The sequence below is a fragment of the Paenibacillus sp. FSL H8-0317 genome (assembly GCF_045040685.1).
Lineage (GTDB): Bacteria > Bacillota > Bacilli > Paenibacillales > Paenibacillaceae > Paenibacillus.
This window is the reverse complement of the sequence record NZ_CP150294.1, coordinates 6241442-6262696: the sequence shown is the minus strand read 5'-3', so window position 1 is coordinate 6262696 and position 21255 is coordinate 6241442. Positions and strand designations below refer to the sequence as shown.

At 46.2% G+C, this 21255-nt stretch carries 18 protein-coding genes; 15 read left to right on the top strand and 3 right to left on the bottom strand.

The genetic code is table 11. The features are described 5' to 3' along the window. Nucleotides 1-58: 58 nt before the first annotated feature. From MHB43_RS28145 to MHB43_RS28115, 7 genes are read left to right on the top strand one after another with little or no spacing between them, the layout of a single operon-like run. Nucleotides 59-3715 (top strand): amino acid adenylation domain-containing protein, encoded by a 3657-nt coding sequence (locus MHB43_RS28145; protein ID WP_405130854.1) that lies wholly within the window; start codon nt 59-61, stop codon nt 3713-3715. After that, on the top strand, nt 3716-3985 hold the full coding sequence (locus MHB43_RS28140) for an acyl carrier protein (protein WP_076212920.1): 270 nt from the start codon (nt 3716-3718) through the stop codon (nt 3983-3985). Continuing rightward, nucleotides 3972-4445, top strand: a complete 474-nt coding sequence (locus tag MHB43_RS28135) for a hypothetical protein (RefSeq protein WP_405130853.1) — start codon at nt 3972-3974, stop codon at nt 4443-4445. Before MHB43_RS28140 ends, MHB43_RS28135 begins: the two co-directional genes overlap by 14 nt. Before the next feature lie 11 nt (nt 4446-4456). Beyond that, nucleotides 4457-6202 carry an ABC transporter ATP-binding protein gene (locus MHB43_RS28130; RefSeq protein WP_405130852.1) on the top strand — a complete coding sequence of 582 codons (1746 nt, stop codon included), beginning with the start codon at nt 4457-4459 and terminating at the stop codon, nt 6200-6202. Continuing rightward, nucleotides 6199-7965 (top strand): ABC transporter ATP-binding protein, encoded by a 1767-nt coding sequence (locus MHB43_RS28125; RefSeq protein WP_405130851.1) that lies wholly within the window; start codon nt 6199-6201, stop codon nt 7963-7965. The genes MHB43_RS28130 and MHB43_RS28125 overlap by 4 nt, the downstream gene beginning before the upstream one ends. Before the next feature lie 32 nt (nt 7966-7997). Beyond that, the gene (locus tag MHB43_RS28120; RefSeq protein ID WP_405130850.1) at nt 7998-8561 is read left to right on the top strand and encodes a hypothetical protein; all 564 of its coding nucleotides are present in this window, start codon (nt 7998-8000) and stop codon (nt 8559-8561) included. After that, complete coding sequence (locus MHB43_RS28115; RefSeq protein ID WP_339305714.1) at nt 8558-9580, top strand: BtrH N-terminal domain-containing protein; 1023 nt, start codon at nt 8558-8560, stop codon at nt 9578-9580. Before MHB43_RS28120 ends, MHB43_RS28115 begins: the two co-directional genes overlap by 4 nt. Before the next feature lie 82 nt (nt 9581-9662). Here MHB43_RS28115 and MHB43_RS28110 read toward each other — a convergent pair whose 3' ends face one another. Then, the gene (locus MHB43_RS28110) at nt 9663-11030 is read right to left on the bottom strand and encodes an MFS transporter (protein ID WP_221820672.1); all 1368 of its coding nucleotides are present in this window, start codon (nt 11028-11030) and stop codon (nt 9663-9665) included. Nucleotides 11031-11235: 205 nt separating this feature from the next. Here MHB43_RS28110 and MHB43_RS28105 point away from each other — a divergent pair, with 205 nt between their 5' ends. The 6 genes from MHB43_RS28105 (at nt 11236) to MHB43_RS28080 (ending at nt 15577) form a co-directional block, all read left to right on the top strand. Beyond that, nucleotides 11236-11559 (top strand): helix-turn-helix transcriptional regulator, encoded by a 324-nt coding sequence (locus MHB43_RS28105; protein ID WP_036606795.1) that lies wholly within the window; start codon nt 11236-11238, stop codon nt 11557-11559. Nucleotides 11560-11875: 316 nt separating this feature from the next. Next, the gene (locus MHB43_RS28100; RefSeq protein ID WP_074096524.1) at nt 11876-12064 is read left to right on the top strand and encodes a hypothetical protein; all 189 of its coding nucleotides are present in this window, start codon (nt 11876-11878) and stop codon (nt 12062-12064) included. A gap of 83 nt (nt 12065-12147) precedes the next feature. After that, nucleotides 12148-13068, top strand: coding sequence for a helix-turn-helix transcriptional regulator (locus MHB43_RS28095; protein ID WP_405130849.1), 921 nt, complete (start codon nt 12148-12150; stop codon nt 13066-13068). 28 nt (nt 13069-13096) lie between these two features. Then, the gene (locus MHB43_RS28090; protein WP_260632708.1) at nt 13097-14095 is read left to right on the top strand and encodes a hypothetical protein; all 999 of its coding nucleotides are present in this window, start codon (nt 13097-13099) and stop codon (nt 14093-14095) included. Between the two features lie 23 nt (nt 14096-14118). Beyond that, on the top strand, nt 14119-15138 hold the full coding sequence (locus tag MHB43_RS28085) for a hypothetical protein (RefSeq protein ID WP_405130848.1): 1020 nt from the start codon (nt 14119-14121) through the stop codon (nt 15136-15138). 247 nt (nt 15139-15385) lie between these two features. Next, entirely contained in the window at nt 15386-15577 is a 192-nt protein-coding gene (locus MHB43_RS28080; RefSeq protein WP_221820680.1) for an aspartyl-phosphate phosphatase Spo0E family protein, read from the top strand. 45 nt (nt 15578-15622) lie between these two features. On the opposite strand, the gene MHB43_RS28075 is transcribed toward MHB43_RS28080, so the two are convergent. Both MHB43_RS28075 and MHB43_RS28070 read right to left on the bottom strand, forming a co-directional pair. Next, a complete protein-coding gene (locus MHB43_RS28075) occupies nt 15623-16501 on the bottom strand; it encodes a carbohydrate ABC transporter permease (protein WP_211084928.1) in 879 nt (292 codons plus the stop codon). Nucleotides 16502-16633: 132 nt separating this feature from the next. Then, nucleotides 16634-17569, bottom strand: coding sequence for a sugar ABC transporter permease (locus tag MHB43_RS28070; RefSeq protein ID WP_260632716.1), 936 nt, complete (start codon nt 17567-17569; stop codon nt 16634-16636). 303 nt (nt 17570-17872) lie between these two features. Between MHB43_RS28070 and MHB43_RS28065 the strand changes: the two genes are divergently transcribed. Then, nucleotides 17873-19633 carry a sensor histidine kinase gene (locus tag MHB43_RS28065; protein WP_221820682.1) on the top strand — a complete coding sequence of 587 codons (1761 nt, stop codon included), beginning with the start codon at nt 17873-17875 and terminating at the stop codon, nt 19631-19633. Further along, nucleotides 19608-21200, top strand: coding sequence for a response regulator (locus MHB43_RS28060; RefSeq protein ID WP_405130847.1), 1593 nt, complete (start codon nt 19608-19610; stop codon nt 21198-21200). The genes MHB43_RS28065 and MHB43_RS28060 overlap by 26 nt, the downstream gene beginning before the upstream one ends. The last annotated feature ends 55 nt before the right edge of the window (nt 21201-21255 follow it).

The following is a 21255-nucleotide window of genomic DNA, read 5'->3' as shown; positions in this document are numbered from 1 at the left end:
CAGGACAGGTGTGATCAACACTTGTTGTGCCGGTTTACTATGTATTCGGGGTGAGATCATGGATATCCATCTACTTAATGTTATGATGTCGAGTGATAAATTTAAGGAAGAACGAGCGTATTGGCAGAAACAACTAGATGGCGATATTCATATTGGAACGTTGTTTGATGGAATTCTGCAACCTTCGATACAGACTGGAGAACCCAACGTACAGATCCTTTCCTTATCCTTTCCAGATGAATTGTCCGCAAGATTGATCCGCATGAGTGGGGGGTCAAATTTGGCGTTGTATATATTGCTCTTATCGGGATTTCAACATCTGTTGTATCGTTATTATGGACATCAAGATATGTTGCTGGGTATGCCCCTGACTCCAGAACAAGTCGAAGATTTTCGAAGTTCCCACTTGCTCGCAATTCGTGGAAAAGTAGACGAGACAGCATCGTTCAGACAATTGGTATTACATACCAAATCTGAAGTCATGTCCGCCCGAACGTACTGGCATTTTCCTTACGATAAGATGGCAGAGAAGCTGGGGCGGCTTCCCGAGGAGTGCGAGTTGAAGACGGTCCTGTATATGAAAGGAATCCATGAGGAACCTATTCTGGATGAAGGAGCCCATTGTTCACTGGCGTTTGACCGGGTAGATCAACGACTTCAGATGACTCTCCGTTATGGTGCCATATCCCTTGAATCCAGCCAACCTGAGCGTTTATGTTCCCACTACATACGATTGCTGGAACAGACAACAGCCTTACCAGACCAACCGCTATCCATGAGTCAGCTCCTTTCTCTGGAAGAGGAGAATGAAATCATGGAAAGATGGAACAGGAGTCCACGTTTGTTCCTGCCGGAGGCACGTTCTGTCTGTGCTCTATTTCTTGAACAAGTAAACAGAATACCCAACCAGACTGCGGTTATAGAGGGAGATCGCCAGATTTCGTATCAGTCTCTGGAGGAGCAATCCAATCAGCTTGCCCGTCTCCTGATTGCTTCTGGGGTGACTGCGGAGAGTCCAGTCCCCGTTATGATGGCAGGCTCCATGGAGTTAATCATTACAATCCTGGCGGTGTTCAAAGCAGGAGGAACCTATATTCCTCTTCATCCTGAATATCCCATGGAGCGTATACGCCATATTTTAATGGAATTGGATGCCCGCATTATTCTTACGGGACTGTTGGAAACGAATGTACATCGAGCTTTAGAGGAGATGACATTGGCTATGCCTTCAGGCTCAGGCATAGAAATGATTGAGCTGGATGCTGCCCCATGGAGAATAGAAGATGGAAGTGGTTTAAGTTTCGTACCCGACATGAATGGTCTAGCCTACATTCTGTATACGTCCGGCTCAACGGGTGAGCCCAAAGGGGTCGGAGTAGAGCAACGAAATCTGAGTGCATACGTGAACGCTTTTCAAGCCGAGTTTCAACTAAATTCAACAGACAAGGTGCTTCAACAAGCAGCGAGTACCTTTGATACTTATATGGAAGAAGTGTTTCCTGCATTAACTGCCGGGGCAACACTGGTTATAGTTCAACGAGAACAACTGCTGGATATCCACGGACTGGTGCAGTTACTGGACAGACACAAGGTCACCCTTGTCAGCACTACACCTCATATCCTGAGGGAACTTAACCGGATGCCCAATCTTGCGAGTGTTCGCACCATTATCAGCGGTGGAGATGTATTGAAGATAGCGGATATTGGACATCTGCTCACCTATACCAATGTATACAATACGTACGGCCCCACCGAGACGACGGTATGTGCACTCTATGAGAAGCTGTCATCAGAGACTGTTGATCCGATTCCAGTGGGGCGCCCTATTCAAGGTTATTTTGTGTACATTGGAGATCGTCATGGACGAATGTTGCCCGTAGGCGTACCCGGAGAAATATGTATTTCGGGCAACGGGGTGTCTCGCGGGTACATAGGATTGCAGGAATTGACAGATCAGAAGTTTGTCGAGTCACCGTTTGTTGAAGGAGAGCGGATGTTTCGCACAGGGGATATAGGAATGTGGACAGCGGAAGGCCGCATGTTGTTTCTGGGAAGGATGGACAAGCAGGTTAAGGTCAGGGGTCATCGGATTGAATTGGCAGAAGTAGAGCGACATCTGAACCGTTACGGTCCAATTGACGAATGTGTTGTACTGACGACCGGAGTCGAAGGTGAGAAGGTGCTGACCGCTTATATTGTGGCCGATACGGAACTGTATGTCATGGATATTCGCCAATACCTGATGTCATTGTTGCCCGAATATATGCTGCCTTCAAGATATATTCAAATATCACATATGCCGCGAACGATCCATGGGAAGATAGATACACGAGAGTTATTGAACCAGAGGCAGTCATTACATTTTGGCATGAACTATGCACCGTCTACGAATGAGCTGGAGCACCAACTGGTGCAAGTTTGGCGTACATTGCTGGAGATGGAACGGATCGGTATTGACGACGACTTCTTTCAGCTTGGCGGGCACTCCCTGCTTGTGATCCGAATGGAGGTTGAACTGGAGAATCTCGGTATTCGGGTCCTGCCTTCCATTTTGTATGACAATCCCACCATAAGGATGCTTGCAGCAGTTCTGGAAGAGAATCCCGGGCTTGCCGATTCATATGAAAGTGAAAATAACGGACAGCCATCTGGCGTGGTAAAGATTAACAAGACGTCATCATCATTGGGTATGGAGCATTCACAGCTAGCCCATTCCGGTGGATATCAGCCTTTTAACGAAGTCTTTTTCAAATTATGCTTCTATAACTCTCTATTTCCCATTGTATTGCAACAGAACAAAAGCATACATCCGTTTTTCATCCATCATGTGGATGAGTATCTATGGTCTGAGAATAAGCAATTTCTTGTGAATGGTTTCTTCTCCTGTCGCAAGGATACAGACATTCTGGACGATCTGGGCATTGGTTATGAAATGGTAAAAGCTAGCGAGGACATTATACAGGATGTCAGTCGAGCGGTTCTGAATGACAAACCGGTTATTGTCTGGGTTGACGTCTACTACACATCCATACGCAATGATACGTATCTCAAAAAGCATATTCCACATACCTGGCTTGTATACGGTGCTGATCCGATCAACCAGACGTTTACCGTGATGGAGCATAAGCATCATGATAACTTGTCGTATGAAGAACGAATTGTTAGTTACCAGGATCTGTCGGATAGCTATCATGGCTATATCGAGCATTTTAATATGGAAAATCACACCTTCTATACGTTCTACAATAAGCATTATCCGGTGATACATCAAAGAGATGCCAGTTCGAAACAGTTGGAGGCTTACTGGAAGATCTATGTGGATCATATTGAAGAGCAACAGGAGCGGATAGAGAACAGTCTGGCAAGACTGGAGGAGAGTATGCCACAGTTTGAGGCCGTTGTTCAGGATCAACATGTAGTGTCTTCCATAGCAGAGGATTGGGTCATTTCGCTTCATAAATTGATTAGTGCCAAAAAGGCCGAGGTGTATCGTTGTGCCAATCTAACTGGCGCGGATTCCAGATTGACACATATTCGTGAGCGCATTGTCATGGAGTGGAGTGACATTCGCGCAGTTCTGGCCAAGTATGTGCTTACTTCTTCATATAAACCAACATCGTTTCATAAACTCCCTGAGATATACAGAAATATAAGTGTGCTTGAACGGGAGTATTACGATGAGTTGGTTAAATCTCACATGATGGGGAGGATCTGAATGAGTGAAATCATGACATTGGAGACTCAAATAATACAGGTCATCGACAAGGTTATGGAGTATGAAACGGATATTCAGATGGATCAAGCCTGGGGGGAACTTGGAACGAATTCACTCGATTACATTAAAATTGTGGTGGAGATGGAGAAAGTATTCAACATTGAGATAGACGATGATCAATTGGCATTTGTGCAAACCGACACCATAGCCGATTTCAGGGATTACCTGGTCAGCCTCATTGAAGGAGATTCGGAACATGAGCCGGATTAAACGAATAGGACAGATCTGGTTCCGGCTTTCGATTCAATTACCCGTGGCTGCACTTATCATTATTGGATTAACTGTGACAGCATTAGTGACGTTAGCCATGCAATTCCATACGACCTCCTATCTGCGCAGTGAGACGGCAACGGCAACTGCAGGGTCTGAATCACTGCAAGGGGAGGATGTCAAAGTACACATTATAGCTGAATTTACAGAAGAGCCTATTACGGGGTTTCAGAAGGGTGACTCCTTGATCTGGTACACAGAGGAACAAGGTAAACGTTACGCTGCCCAGATCCTTGAGGTTAACCAGGACCCCACATCATCTACGACTCGAATTACAGCTGAAGGTGTATGGAATGAAGAGCTGGCGGAGCGGATGAAGTTATCCCATACAACCGAGTTCCCGATTGTTACCGAGGTACAATCCCAGAGCCAGACCGTACTTGAGAGCTGGATATCCTAGAGGAGGATGGCATGGAGAATATTTCACTGAGCAAACGAATCCGTACATTCGCCAAACCCTACCGAATCAGCTTGATTACCATGTTGTTCTGCGAGCTAATCATGGTGGTGGTGGATCTGATTGGACCGCTTATTTTTGCCATCTTGATCGACGAAGTATTCTATCACCGTAATCTTCATTTCTTCGGCTATGTTATTTTGACTTATATTGCTTTGTATGTAGGTGTAAGGGCTCTAAGTTGGATCATTAAATCCATCTGGATCTACCTGAATGTTAAATTTCTATTTGATATTCGAAAAAGTTTATTTGATCGCATTCTTCATTTTAAAGCATCTTATTTTCAAAAAGCCCAGACCGGTGATCTGGTCACACGTCTAACAAGAGACACGGATTCTGTCATGCAGTTAATAGAGTTAATCATTTTTCAGATGGCAGCTCCATTTACGAAATTGCTGGTTTCGTTTGTTTTTTTATTTTATCTCAATCCGTATATCGCCCTGGCCATGATGGTGCTGGTTCCGGTTTCGGTCTGGGTATCACAGTATTTTAATCGTAAGATGACCAAGCAGCAGACCATTTTGCGTGGGAAATACGGCCATTTTGTCAGCTGGATGCTGGAGATGCTTCAAGGCATGAGAGATATTCGTTTGTTGGGGAGTGGCAGAAGGGTCACTACACTGTTCACGGGACAGAGCGCAGACGTTATTCGTCTCGACAATCAGACAGAAGTCATGAAATGGATGTCTACCCGCTCTAATGCATTTATTTTTTTGCTATCAGATCTGTGTATCTATGCCATTGCGGGTGTGCTTATTGTTCAGGGACAGCTTACGGCAGGAGCCTTTGTTGCCATTATGTCGTATCTGACCAAGAATAATCAATCCATGATGATGATCTACGAGGCGGTTGTGAATCTGCCCAAGCTGACGGTACAGTCCCGCAAAGTCTTTGATCTTCTGGATGAAGAGACGGAGAGGAGCGGTGGTCAATCGGAAGTTGAGATGGAAAATGGGGAGACGTCATTCGAGCAAGTGAGATTTCGGTATGATGAACAGGGTCCCTATGTGCTGGACGGTCTCACGTTGGAGATCGGTGCTCATGAATCTGTTGCGCTTGTAGGTAAGAGTGGCTCGGGCAAAACAACGATTGTGAACATGCTGCTCGGTTTCTACGCTCCGGAGGTAGGGGAGATTCGAATTGGTGGCAGGCATATAGATGACTATTCTCTGTCTCGACTGCGCAAGAGAGTAGGAATTGTGCAGCAGGAGGCCATTCTGTTCCATGAAACCATCCGTTACAATCTGATGCTTGGCAGCGCTCACGCGGATGATGATCAATTGCTGGAGGCATGTGATCAGGCCTATATTGGAGACTTTATCCGTTCTCTTCCTCAGGGTCTGGACACCGTTATTGGTGCAGGGGAAATGGAGTTCTCCGGTGGACAAAAGCAGCGTCTGTCTATCGCCCGCATTTTTCTGAAACAACCCAAATTAATTATATTCGACGAAGCCACTTCCGCTTTGGACTATGAAGCTGAACAAGCGGTCCAGCATTCCTGGCAGAAATTGAGCAAGGATCGTGCTTCGATTGTCATCGCCCATCGTTTATCCTCCATCCTGAATGCTGATCGGGTTGCTGTTGTACATCAGGGACGCATTGTGGCTACAGGCACGCATGGATATCTGCTGGAGAATAGCGAGCACTACCGTGAGTTATTTGCAGAAGATTTCATCCGGAAGGAGGGACTGATGTCGTGACGAAGACACCGTCAACTTCCCGGTATGCACTCTTTAAACAGATTAAGCCGTTTATCAAAAATGCGAACCGTCAAATCTTCATTCTAGGTACACTGAAATTGGCCTTGACTGCTATTGCGCTCATGATCCCTTATCTGTACAAGCTGCTCATTGATCATGTCATGGTTGGACGGGAGCTTGGAATGTTACCCTATATCCTTGCTGGATACCTGGGCTTATTTGCGTTGGAGACAACCGCTCTGGGTTTACAAACGCTGTTCAGTAACCGGTTATTAGGTCGGACCAAGCTCGATTTGCAGCTGAACATGTGGAAAAAATTAGTGCGCATGAAGCCAACTTTATATGAGCGCTATAGTGCGGGAGATCTGAAGAATAGGCTGGATGGAGACGTCACACTGGTTAAAGACTTTATCTTTTTGCATTTGATTGATTATACGTTCAAATGGATCAGCGTAGGGGCGTATGTGGTTATTCTGTTATCGCTGAATTGGAAGATGGCTTTGCTGGGTTTTGTTATGCTTCCCATTTCCTTTGTCATCAGTTCCCGATTGGGCAAAAAAGCCAAAGTACTGGTCTCTGAATTCCGCCAGACTACCGGAGAATATGAGACATGGATATCGAACAGCTTCAGACACTGGAAGGAAATCAAGGCGCTGAATATGCAACGCAAAGAATCCATCAAGTTTGTGGGATATTGGAAACGTTTTGGCAAAATCAAATTCCGACATCTGGCATATACGTATGCCAATGAGCTGTACTACACCTTTCAGGATGACTTTATTAATAAGATGAATCTTTATTTTATCGGCGGGTTGCTGATTTTTCAGGGAGAATTAACAATCGGGGGACTGCTTGTTTTTCTGACATACTATCAACAGATGATTAACAACATTAATGAAATTAATGCCTCCAATGTTCAACTTCATGATGTGACACCTTCCATTGAACGGATCGTTGAATTGCTGGAACTACCCGTTGTACCACAGAGAAAGCTCGGACTACAGCCAGAGTTCCAAGGGCATCTCGAATTCAAGGATGTCTCCTTTCGTTATCAGGAGAATCAAAGTGATGTCTTGCATGAGATTAATCTGAACATCCAGGCTGGTGATTATACAGCGATCGTAGGCAGAAGTGGTTCGGGTAAGAGCACGTTAATCAAACTTATTCTAGGGCAGAATGAAACACAGCAAGGGGCTATTCTCGTTGACGGGCAGCCCATTGGTGACTTGGGATCAGACTACCTTTATCAACATATAGGGGTGGTTATGCAGGAGAATACCTTGTTCAGTATGTCCATCATGGATAATCTCAGACTCGTACAGCCACGGGCTACAGAAGAAGAGATACGAGAGGTTTGCCGCATGGCTTTGCTGGATGACTTCATTGAAGAATTGCCTGACAAGTATAATACGGTTCTGGGTGAGTCAAGTATTAAGCTGTCCGGAGGCCAGAAGCAGCGTTTGGCGCTTGCGAGGGTGCTGTTAACAAGACCCCGAATGCTTATTCTGGATGAAGCAACCTCTGCACTGGATAATGACTCGGAACGGAAAATAAATGAGGTGATCCGTAGGATCGCACAGCATATGACGGTGCTTGTGATCGCCCACCGGTATTCAGCTATTCAGGATGCCGAGCAAGTCATTGTGCTCGATCAGGGAGAGATTGTTGCTACGGGCACTCATCTGGAACTGGCCGGGCGGCATGAGGTGTATGACACGTTGTTCAAGGAGCAGCGGCAAGGTGTCGGGTCAACTGTCACCTGACGTAAATAGAATGATTCTAGGAGGTTAATGACATGACCATCTATTGTCCACTACCTTTGGAAGAGCACTATAATAACAATGGTTTTAGCTATCTGGATATAAACCAGATAGGGAATTTCACGACCTTTGGTTCCTCATACCCTGGAGACGAACTTCCTGATCAGGAGAATGTGCAATGGCGGGATGTTCCGTTTCATTTTCCTTTACGCAGACATGCATTTAATAATATAGAACTGGATAGGCAGCGCATTCCAGTACCATTGGATCTATATTCGACATTATATATTCTGGGTGCGGCAGATAATGGTTCATACCATGAATTCATTGATTTTGAACGAGCCGGAGAGCGGATGGGAAGAGCGTCATTGGATCTGACAAACTGGACCGAGACGAGCCCTCATTATAATGAAGAAATTATGTTTCAATGTAGCGGGATGTGTACACAAAAGGGTATCTTACTGACATCCAAACAGCCTATTATTTGGTTCCAGCAGATTACGCTGGAAGAACCCATTTCATTTGACAAGATCCTATTGCCAGACAATCCATGCATGCATATCTTTGCACTAACCTTAGGGAAGGAGTGGAATATATGAATATTCAGTCAAGAGAAGCACATACAGAAGGTGAAGATTGCTTTACCCTATGTGTAAGCAGCATTCTCAACTATAAAGAAATCACGAACTTCCTGGCGGTATGGAAGCAATGCGGGATGATGTACCATGAAGACCCGGAGAGAGGCACCCCGAAACTTGTCCCTACTTATATGACTGTTGAAAATGAGTTTCAACGCATTCATCATATTGATTTGAATATCGTCAGAACAAACGAACGGATCGAGGTTATCCAGGAAATCATGACGTTGCTTCAGCAAAACGAAGCAGTCATTGTATGGGTTGATGTATATTACATGAAGTACAATTCACTTTATCAATTACTTCATTCGTCGCATTGTATTGTCTTGTCCGACTATGCAGATGGACAGTTTGAGTTTATTGATGATTTTTATCATTTGAAAGGTAATATGGATGAACAGACGTTATTTGAAGCGCTTGATCTAGGTCAGACGCCATTAATTCGTGAGGGTACGCGTTATCGTTATGCTACATTAGATGTTGGGAATGCCGTTGAGCAGGTGAAAGAGAGAGAGTTCTACGAAATGCTTCAACAAAATCATGAAATCATGGATGGAATATCCGGGCAGCTAACCAAACAGGTTGAGTGGTATGAATTGGTTAATCCGTATGTTGGTTTGCCTGCCATTGAAAGGTATATCGACGCTACACGTCAGCATATGCAAGATTCATCCGCATTGACGGAAGAATATCTGGACAATATGTATGGCGACTTGGCGGGCATAAGTAATAACAGATATTTGTATGGCCATTTCCTAAGAGAAGGAATACCGTACAATCCTGATATTTCTCAACTGGTGGAGACGTATGAATATGCTGCGCAACGATGGAATCTCGCGGCTAATATGACATTGAAAAGTCAATACCTGGATCTGGATCGTAGATATCATATGTTAGATCGAGTGCTGGGTAAAATCGGAGAAATTATAGCTCTGGAACAAGAGGCCCATGACTTGGTCAAACATCTTGTTGCCAGTTAAGGGTATCACTAATCTTACGAAAATCAAAAAGGCCCGTAAAGCAAACGTCGCTTTACGGGCCTTTTTGATGATTTGCTTCATATTAAGCAGCAACTTTTTTTCGTGACTGCATTCTTAGATACACTTGAGAGAAAATAACCGATGCGATTGCGACTACAGTCATGCCCCAGAAAATATTAGTATACGCTGAGGATAGCGGCATGTTTTGCATCGCAGTCAACGCTACACCAGTGACAGCAACGCTGAAAGCACCGCTGAAGAACTGACTAAGTTGGAACAATCCCATACCTGCACCAACCTGATCCATGGTCAGATTGCCAGACAATTCATTGGACACGCTGGTGGTTAGGGAAGAGAAGCCTACGCTGAGCAGGACATAGACAGCCATAATGGCGTAGATGTTATTGTCTGCAAATAAGGCGAATAACCCGGCAGCTGCCAGTAGCAGCCATGGTGCAAACTTCAGCAGCAACGTATTGCCATGTCGGTCAATCATGCGGCCGATTCGGTTGGACAGCAGCATGGACACGACTGCACCCGGGAAGATGACAAGTCCCGATTGAGCAGGTGTGAGTCCATATAGATGTGCCAAAATTTGCGGTAACAGAAACAACGTTGAGAAGTTATTAATGTACGATACAATCCCCAACGAGCTGAGCATCATATATTTTTTGTCTTTGAACAAAGCAGGTTGAACAAACGGGTCTGCCGCGCGCCGAATTCGGAGCCAGAACAGAAGCAGTGCCGCAGCACCGATAACAAGCGTGTACCACTGACGGGAAGTCAGGAATAACAACACACCTGTAGTACCGATGGCAAGAAGCACGGCACCGAGCAGGTCAAATGAACCTTTTTGCGGTGTTTCCCGAGGAAGCAGTTTAAAGAATACAGGAATCAAGAATAACGTTAATCCCGTAACGATAAACAGATCATGCCATCCCAAAAACTGAGTAATACTTCCGCCGATGACGGGACCAAGTCCAAGCCCCAGTGAACTCGCGGACATGATGACAGCCATCGATTTACCCCGGCGATCATTGGGAATATATCGGGTAATCAGTACAATAGCGAGCCCGGGAACCGAAGCAGCACCCGCAGCCTGGATCAGACGTGCAATGAGCAAAATGATGAAATGATTACTGAAGAACCCGAGAACGGATGCCGCACCAAGTAACGTAAGCCCGGTCGTGAATAATGTACGAATAGGTATGAAATCCGATAGACGTGAGAACGTAATCGAGGAAATGGCAAATACAATGGAATATCCTGTAACAATCCATGAGGAAGCGACGGATGTAAGCATAAATTCGGCAGCAATTTTGGGCAGGGCCAGATTAAACATCATTGTATTCATAACAACGAGTACAACGGTGAAGCCAAGCAAGCTTACAATTAATCCTTCCTGTATTCCGGTCCGTTCCCCTGATGATGCGGTTGCGGTGTTGTTCATAAAAACCTCCTAAAGTGATGTGTATTTCGCAACATTTCAGAAACGGTGTGTAACATTTGCAAAATGTAATATGATGTCAATCCCGTGCCTAACAGCAGGGGTTACATAACGAAATCATTAAAGTTCGATTGGTGTCGAACATTAGAAATATATCATGGATCTGTGTTAAAATACAATGGATAGTCTGAGAAAAGGAGACTACAGTATGAAAATTTTACATCATCCACAGGTGTCAGATATTGAACTTTCCTCCGTATTGTATGCGTTAAGCGACCCGACCCGTCTTGGGATTGTTGCGGAAGCAGCCAGAAGTGGGGAGCAGCCGTGCAGTCATTTTCATGCACCTGTTGTGAAGTCAACGATGTCGCACCACATTCGCACTCTGCGGGAAGCCGGAGTTATTCGGGTCAGAGTACAGGGCACACAGCATTTTCTCACCCTGCGGTCCGATGATCTGGAAACGCGCTTTCCAGGACTTCTGCAACCGTTACTGCAGGCCGCAGCTCAGTCGAGCACAGATCCTTCCTAAATGTTGTCCTTTCTTCAGGTCGAAGAGGGGACATTTTTTATTTTCTGCTACTGCATGTTCAAAAAGTTAACGATTCAGCACCGAGAAGGTTGCGAGAACCTGAAGGAGGAGGAGCGGAGTGTAGGCAAACCTACATGAGCACCGGACTCCGAAGGTGAACGCAAGATTCGATGTCGAGTTCGCTTCTTGGGCTACTTCGTGATCAATTGGGGACTTTTTGAACAACCTTTAAAACTGATGCGACATTCTGTGTCGTACCTTGCCCTATATAATAACGGTGAACACACAAACCATATCGAAAAGAGGTTCACAACCATTGGCAAAAACGAAAAGAGGACGCGTCTTGTGGAGTCTTCCTTCCAGGGGCCGGGGAACATGCCCGGTGTGTAGCAGTACCCGAATTAAATTGTTGTATACGCAAACAAAAACAGACGGTACAAGTCTGAAAGTATGCAAGAAATGCTTCAAAGCTGTGCAATCCAGAGTGGATAAGGCACATGTGTAACATAACCGGCCTGTTCTTCGGAACGGGCCATGTCTTTTGATATAATCGAATATATTAGGAATGGATGAGATGGGGGCGGGAAGATGAGTAACATGCATCGGATTCACTGGTTTGACGAACAGATTCGGGGTGGACGTTTTCCGAATAGCAGCTGGCTTGCCCGTGAATTTGAAATCTCCCGTCGTCAGGCTCAGCGTGATATTGAATATATGGCAAGTTCCCTGCGAGCCCCTTTGGTGTATATGGCAAAATATCGGGGCTATTGTTATGAGGATCAGACTTTTCGATTGCCCCATTTGTATATGACTGAAGAAGAGCAGCGTATGCTGAAATATCTGGCACATCGCTATCGACATTACGATTATGATCAATCGGACGCGGTGAAACGTGTAGCACATTTGCTGGAGCGTTTTACGTTGGAGGAACAACCGATGGGAAGTAGTGAGCTTCCGGTATTTTCGGCGCAACCGAAACAACTGCAATTCTTTGAATTGTTGTCCCATGCCATAACTGACTTGCGCAGAGTACATATTCATTACAGGGATCACGATGGAGAACGGCAGTTTTCCTTGTGTCCATTAAAGATGATATCCCAGTTTAACGCCGATTACGTGGTGGGTTATGAAGCAGACCCTGTACAGCAAGTGGCCATTCGCTTGGAGGGTATTGTTCATGTATCGATCTTGGATGAGAGATTTGAGTACAGGTCAGATGCGCTCCTAGGTGGATGGGAAGAACCACTGCCTGTGCGTAAACCGTTTGTAGCTGAGATTCGCTTGAAAGAATTACAGCAAATGGACCTATGGCAAGGGTATCGTATTCGGGCTAGGCAAGATCAGATTTATTCAATTGAATTTTATGACACGGACGCTTTCTTGCAGCATTTGTTTATTAGCGAATGGGAGGAACTATTGTCTCCTGGGTGGCTTAGGCGCAAGCTTCAGCAAAGCGCGGAAGGATTAATGGACAGGCTCTCGATACAACGTAAGCAAAACGTGGAATAAAGCAGCATAGAGAGGAGAAGATCCGTCCTTGGCTGAGAATATTTTAGATAACCTCATCATGAAGCGGGAGTCCAAATCGTACGTCGATAGTCTGCATGCGATACTAACCCATACGGGCCAGTTTCAAGGTTCCAAGGTTGTACTTGCCGGATATACGGGCATGGCTTTCAAGCTGTCGGTGCATCGCAGACTACTTCCCATGTCGGTTACAGCGTATGGACAGTGGGGGGAAGCGCATCGTCCCGGAGTCGATAACCTGGGGATATTCACGATCTGGGATGGGGGACGTACACGTCATTCCACGTTTGGTTATTACCAACAGGATGCAGTGAACTGGGTGAGACGGAGTATTGATGAAGGCACTGGTGTAATTTACTGGATTCCTGAGTTCGGTGTTATTCATGGATATGATAACAGTGACCGCATCTTTTATGTGCAAGACGGATGGAGCGAGGAACCGCAGATTTTGTTGTATGACAATTTCGGCTTAAACTTTACCGGATTTTGGTATTGTCAGGTGTTTGGTGATCAGGTCCGCATCCCTGAACAACAGATGCTGCTGGAATCCCTGAGACTGGCGATTGAGGATTGGGATATTCCCTATCGTCTGTTACCTAATCAGAATATTGCTTCAGGTAAAAAGGCATATGATGTGTGGGTGGAGGCCCTGCGGAGTGGGGATTTCGATGAATCCGGTGCAGGTTATATTTTGGAATCCTTCTGCCATTCGCGATCCGAAATACGAATGTATTTGCAGGGTGTTCGAGGGATATGGAACGAACTGGACCACGCTTGTGCATGCTATGAACAGCTTGGGACGTTAATTGACCAAATGAAAGGATATATGGTTCAGCAGGAGAATAGCCGTGTCTTGCGACCAGACACCACAGAAGATCTAGCACAGGTACTAGTGAAGGCAAAAGCACTGGAAGAGCAGGCTATTGATTATTTTCGATTGATATCCAGGAAGTATCCTGACCGTAAAAGATCCACTATACCACGGTGGGGAGCACACTCCGCACGATAGAATGAGGGAGGAAGGAGTGACGGATGATGGCAGCCAAAGTATTGCAGGATTTGATTCGCTTCCCGCGAGCCCCAACCTCTGCTGATGCACACCTATCACGGAACGGTGTGGGTTCGTATACAGATGCGATGTACCTCATTTTATTGCACACACAGTGGATGGATTTCCCGCGTCACATGATTGCAGGTATGACGGCAAGTGCATTCCGATTAGTGGTGGATCGGCGTCTGACCGCAGAATCAATCTCGGCATACAACTGGATGGCAGAGAACTTTGTGGCGGCTGATTTTCTTGGCGTAACAACGGGACAACATGGTGGATTTTCATTTGAACCGACTTTTCCGCTCTATCAGAAGCAGTCAGTGCTTGACATCAAGGCGTCCATTGACCGGGGAATAGGTGCGATTCTCTGGCATGATCAATTTGTCATTGCTGCCGGATATGATGATGAGGAGCAGGTGCTGTTTATTGGAGAAAGTGAAGGACATGAAGCCATTCGTCTGCCCTATGATTCATTTGGCAGGAACAGTACGCCATACTGGTACTATCAGGTGCTGGAATCTCATGAATCTGTGGATCTATGGGAAGTTTGCAAGGAATCATTAATTCAGGCCGTATACAAATGGGAAACCCATGACTACATGCTGCCGTCCCAGGATTATGCCTGTGGATCGGCTGCGTATACGGTTATGGCAGCTACTTTGCAGTCTGGAACATATGACACAGAACAAGCGGCAACTGTACTGCGCTATTATGCCAGATCAAGACTGGACATTGCCTCTTATGTTGCAGGGCTGGAGTACCTATCAGCTCGGATGGTTCATGTCATGCGTGAGTATGCATTGCTCGCAGAACTGTATTCGGAGATTGTTGATGTAGTTAATGATTCAATCTCATGGAATACGAAGGAACCAGATTGTGTGCAAAGAGTAATTGAGCTTATCCGGAAGGCAGGGGCTACGGAACAACGTGCCATTGATGCGATTAAACGTGCCTTTCCAGAGACGATAGGCAATCGTTTTAAGGATGTTGGATTAAGATGAATGGAGCATGATAGAGAAAATTGAAAAACTCAGCAGGAATAAAACCGGACAGGCGCAGCCGATCCGGTTTATTTGTATTGAACATATATGCACATCAACTCATGTGATCCACGCTAATCATAACTTTTACAAGAAAAAATAACCAAAATTTTAATTTTGGGGTAATCCAAATCCCCTCTTGTTCCGAATATTATATTAGATGGTCTTTTTTGGATGATGATATTCAAGGACAACAGGGGGCGGGAGTATGGTACATAATCCGGAAACCATTCAGGAATGTATCGAACATGCACGGCAAAGGCTCTACCAGGTTGCAGCTCAATACCCGGAACTATGGCATCCGGAGGTTATTCGCCAATCCATGGTATTGGATGAGTTAATTAATGAATATAACAACGCAACTCGTGGGAGAACGATTACGAATCAGCTGAAATCATAACCTTTCTGAACAAAGAATTCCAAGAAGGAATTCCGTGTGTTTGCCTTACTCTTTTACCGCCCCGAGCACAATTCCCTTAACGAAGAAACGCTGCAAGAACGGATATACGAGCAGAATCGGCAAAGCGCCAATAAAGATCTGAGCTGCGTTCACCGTACGTTGAGACATATTCTGGAGCTGCGTTGCATCCACGTTCATGTTGGAGAAATCCTGCTGTACGATTATAGTCTGCATTAACGTGGCGAGTGGATATTTGGAAGCATCATTCATATAGATCAGCCCGTCGAACCAGGAATTCCACTGACCTACCATCGTGAATAAAGAAATCGTGGCAATGGCGGGCATGGATACAGGCAGATAGATTTTGAACAGAGTTGTGATATGGTTGGCCCCATCAATAAATGCGGCTTCTTCCAGCTCTTTTGGCACGTTACGGAAAAAGTTCATCATCAGAATCAGGTTCCAGACAGCCACCGCTCCCGGCAAAATCAGAGCCCACATCGTATTCATCAGCCCAAGCTTCTGGATCAAAATGTAGGATGGAATCAATCCCCCGCTAAACAGCATCGTGAAGATGAAAAACCACGCATATAACGAACGTCCTTTAAAGTGCAGACTCTCCTTGGATAACGGATAAGCTGTCAGGAAGACAAGTGTCATACTGAGCAGTGTGCCAAGAATGGTACGTTGAACTGAAATCCAAAGCGCGCTGAGAAAGTTACTGTTACCAAATGTTTTGGTATAGGCGTCCACCGTAAAATCAATCGGCCACAGTGTTACCAGATTGGCGGATGCTGCCGCTTTACCACTGAAGGAAACCGCCAGAATATGGACCAGCGGCAGGATGCACAGGATCGAGACGGCCGCGATGAATATGAGGTTAAAACCATTGAATATACGGTACCCGGTTGTTTTGTGATACACCTTGATTCCTCCTCTACATTTTGCATAATTCGATTTGAATCGCTCGCGTGTACAAGATATAGACGAACTGAACCATTTCGATCTCTATCTTTCTTATTGAAAGTCGCTGTCTGGATTTATGCAAAATGCTTCTTAAAAAATACGGTAATTGGCGATTTTGTACGCCATCCGGTACGCAGAGATGACCAGGAACATCGCGACAAATGATTTGAATAGTCCAACGGCGGTCGCAAAGCTCATTTTGCCATTCAGAATTCCCATCCGGTAGACAAAGGTATCGATAATATCGCCTTTCTCATATACCAGCGGATTGTACAGGTTAAAGATCTGGTCAAAACCTGCATTCAGGATATTGCCCAGCGATAACGTACCTACCACGATAATCATCGGCACGAGCGCAGGCAGGGTAATATGTAATGTCTGTCTAAGCCGTGTTGCCCCATCCACCTCCGAAGCCTCATACAATGCCGGGTTAATACCTGCAAGTGCTGCCAGAAATACAATCGTACCGAATCCAAATTCCTTCCACACATCACTGACAACCACCGTTACACGGAACCAGTCGCCATCTCCCAAAAAGAAGATTGGTTCAACACCAGCCGCGGCTAACACCTGGTTTACCAGCCCACCTTCCGGTGATAACATATCGAGCAGAATACCACCAAGGACAACCCAGGACAGGAAATGGGGCAGATACACCAAGGTCTGTGAGAAACGTTTGAACGTAGAGTTCCGAACCTCATTCAGCAAAATGGCAAACACCACAGGGGCTACAAGTCCTGCCACAATCTTCATTGAAGCGATCAGTACCGTGTTCCAGATGACCTGAACGCTGTCGGGATATTCGAACATGAACCGGAAGTTGTCCCAGCCCACCCATTTGGAGCCAGTGAATCCCAGCCACGGTTTGAAGTCTTGAAAAGCAATAATAATGCCGCCCATGGGCACATAGGCGAACAGTAATGTGAGCAGTACAGCAGGCAGCAGCATTAGATGCAGCGGCCATGTACGTTTGAAATTCCAGCGGGTACGTTTGCGTGGATGGGGTGTCATTTTTCGCACCGGCATATTGGTTGTTAACGGTTGTTCCATAGCCATCAGGGTCCCTCCTTTATCTCGTCCAGCCCGGGCAACATGAGGCGAGCAAACCTCTGCACAGAGTGGAGCAACTGAATTATAGCAACGGAAAAGGGTGGACTATAGAACAACATTTCAATGCGGATGTTGAAATATTAACTTGTTGATGGAAACATAGGATTTCAAGTCACAGGAAAGCCGGAGAACATAAAATCATATAGAAATGTAAGGGTTTTCAATATAAAATAGGACTTCGGTGTAGAACGACTTCAAATTCAGGAACAGGGTGAAACGATGAAATTCACAGTATTTGCGAAGACGGTCATTCTCTTAATTTGCCTGCTCGTACCCATTCTGCTGCTGTATACATACGCGAACCAGGCAAATGTGGACATGGTGGTGGAGGAGAAACAGCAGTCGAGTCTGAACCAGTTCAATTATTTCAGTTCCCAGGTGGATAAAAATATCGAGCAGCTCTCACTATATGGCCTGACATTGCTGCGAGATCCGAGTATCCTGCATTACCGTTACATGACGGACTCAACCAGCCAATATGAGAAGAACAGTATCTATCTGGATATTCTCGACAAATTATCATTGTACCAGTCCACCAGCCGCTGGAAGAACGATATTACCATTGTGCTGCCACAAGCGGAACTTGTGTTATCCACCATGTCCAGCCGGACGGTCTACGATGAGAAGATGTTGACGTTCCCGCAACCTGGACAATGGCAGCTGGAGCAGGGGAGTTTCACCTACTTTTTCACGGACAACTACGAGTGGAATGAAAAACCGGTAAACACAGGTGTACGAACGGTGATGGAGATTAATTTTGACCCGATGAACGTGGTTGCCATGTTGGATGATTTCAAAGAAACGCAGGGCGGAGATCCCTTCTTGCTGGTACCAGGTAACGATCCGTTGCTGAACCGTACGGCGGACCCCGAACTGGTCGAAGCGATTATGCGTGATATGCCTTTTAACGGGCCGGAGAGGGAAGGCAATCATCAATTGGAGGTGGGCGGTAAACAATATCTGGTCAGTTACGTGCACTCCAAACAACTGCAAGCGGTATACGTGAACCCGGTGGTATTGGATGATTTGTTAACCCCGATGGACAAGAGTCGAAATATGTTTATTACCTCCATTTTGTTACTGCTCGTGTTGAGTATCGGGGCTGCACTGCTTTTGTATCGAAAAGTTCAGGTGCCCATCCATCGTTTGATGAGAGGGCTGCAACAGATTCGCAAAGGGCAGCTGTCCACACGGATTCCGGTCGATCACTCCCGTGATGAATTCGCGTATCTCACCCAGAGCTTCAACCATATGGCAGAGCAGATTCAGGAACTGATCGAGAAGGTATACGAGGAACGGATCCGTTCACGGGAAGCGACATTGAAACATCTGCAATCACAGATCAATCCACATTTCCTGTACAACTGCCTGTTTTATATTAAAAATATGACCCAGCTCGGCAACCGTGAAGCGGTTATTGCCATGTCGCTAAGCCTGGGTGACTACTATCGCTACATTACGCGAGGCGAGAATGACATGACAACAGTGGAAGAAGAGATTCGGCTGCTGGACCATTATCTGTCCATTCAACAGATGCGGACCAACCGGCTGACCTACGAGATTGCCGTACCGCAGCAACTGATGTTGCTTCATATACCGCGACTGCTTATTCAACCGATCGTAGAGAATGCGGTGATCCACGGCATTGAGCCGATGGAGGGCAGTGGGCATGTCGTCGTAACGGGGATGGCGGTACCCGAACATATAGAGGGTCGGAAATATACAAGATATAGCCTGTTTGTTGATAACGATGGTGTCACGCTGACAGCGGAAGAGATTGCCGAATTGGAACGGGAGATCAATGAACCAATGGGTGAAGAGATTGGAACAGGCACGTGGAATGTGCACCAGCGTCTCGTTACGCGATATGGGCTGTCGTCGGGGCTTCATTTTGGAGCGATTCCCTATGGTGGACTTAGTGTAGAAATTCGATGGTTTGAGGAGGAACAACCGCATGATGAATCTGATGGTCGTGGATGATGAACATTCGGCAGTAGAGTCGATCGCGGTCTCCATACCGTGGAGAGAACACGGGATTGGTCAGGTATTCAAAGCCTATTCGGTCAAAGAAGCCTTGGAACATATGGCATCACATCAGGTCCATATTATTATCACGGATATCCGCATGCCGGGTCTGTCCGGTCTGGATCTGGTCAGTCACATCAGGCAAAAGTGGGAACAGACGAAATGTATTATTTTATCGGGTCATGCCTCCTTCGATTATGCGAAGCAGGCGCTCAAACACGGGACGGTTAGTTATCTGCTCAAGCCGGTCCGAGATGAGGAACTGATCGAATCCGTGCAGCAGGCCGCCGTGCAGATTCGTCTAGAGGGTGAGAAACAAATGCTGCATCAGCGGGCCATGTATTCGGTGAGGGAACATCTGCCCGAGAAGCGGGCGGAGCTGATGAAGGATGTATTATTAGGGCATAAATTTGCGGATGCAGAACTCCAAGGCAAGCTGGAGCAACTGGAGATCGGGTTCCGTCCACAGGATAAAATGCAACTGTTGCTCATCCGGTATGATGACCATCAACCCACACATAAAGCGTTTCGACTGATGAAGTATGCCATCTCCAATGTGGTGGAAGAGATCTACGGCAGTACTTATCATCTCTGTCATACGGATGACGCCTATGATGATCTGGTCTTCATGGCCAGTCCCAAACAAACCCAAGCTGAACCGGAAATGCTAATGGGACGGCTTGGAGAACGGTTAATCCACAGTGTGAGGCAATATCTGAACGCGACCATTTCCCTGTCTGTTAGTCGTATGGGGCGTTTCCCAGATCAGGTGCCGCAACTATATCATCAAGCTGTGAGTGCACTTCGCAAGCAGGCCGAGGCGGGCAAAGGATTACATTTGAATGCGGCGGCGGGAACCAATGGGGCCACGTTGAAGTCTCTTGCAGCGCTGTATGAACCACCGGGTCTAACGACGTTACTGGAAGCGGGGCGCATGGAGGATGCACACCGCAAGATTGATCAGATCTTTACCGAACTGTCGAACAGTGTGTTCCCGGAGCATGTGTATGTGGCTTTTCATTATTTGGCGGCAGCATTCTCCTATATGGCTCATCGGGAAGGAAGGCAGTTAACCGAAGTGCTTGGCGAGCAATACCAGCAGTTGCTCAAGGATGGTTATGGCATCTCGCTGCGTAGTCTGGAAACGTGGACTCGGTCTGTAATGCAGCAGTGGGCAGAGAGCACAAGCGATGCGGGACAGGATGCGGGATCAACGCTGATTCGGCAGGTACAGCAATGGATTGACCATCATCTTGGCGAGGATTTATCGTTGCAGGTCATTGCCGGAGAGGTGCATTTGCACCCGGTATATCTGTCGAAAATGTACAAACAATCCACAGGTGAAGGCATTAGTGATTATATTATCCGTTCCAGAATGGAACGTGCGGTTCATTTGCTGAAGCATACGGCGATGAAAATCTATGAAGTTGGTCAGGAAGTGGGGTACAATAACACGCCTTATTTCATTCAGGTGTTCCGCAAACATTATGGACTGACCCCGCAGGATTTTCGGAACGGTTAACAAATCGATATGAACATTGAAATTGTGATATATGTTTGCCTCCCCGGCTGCACTA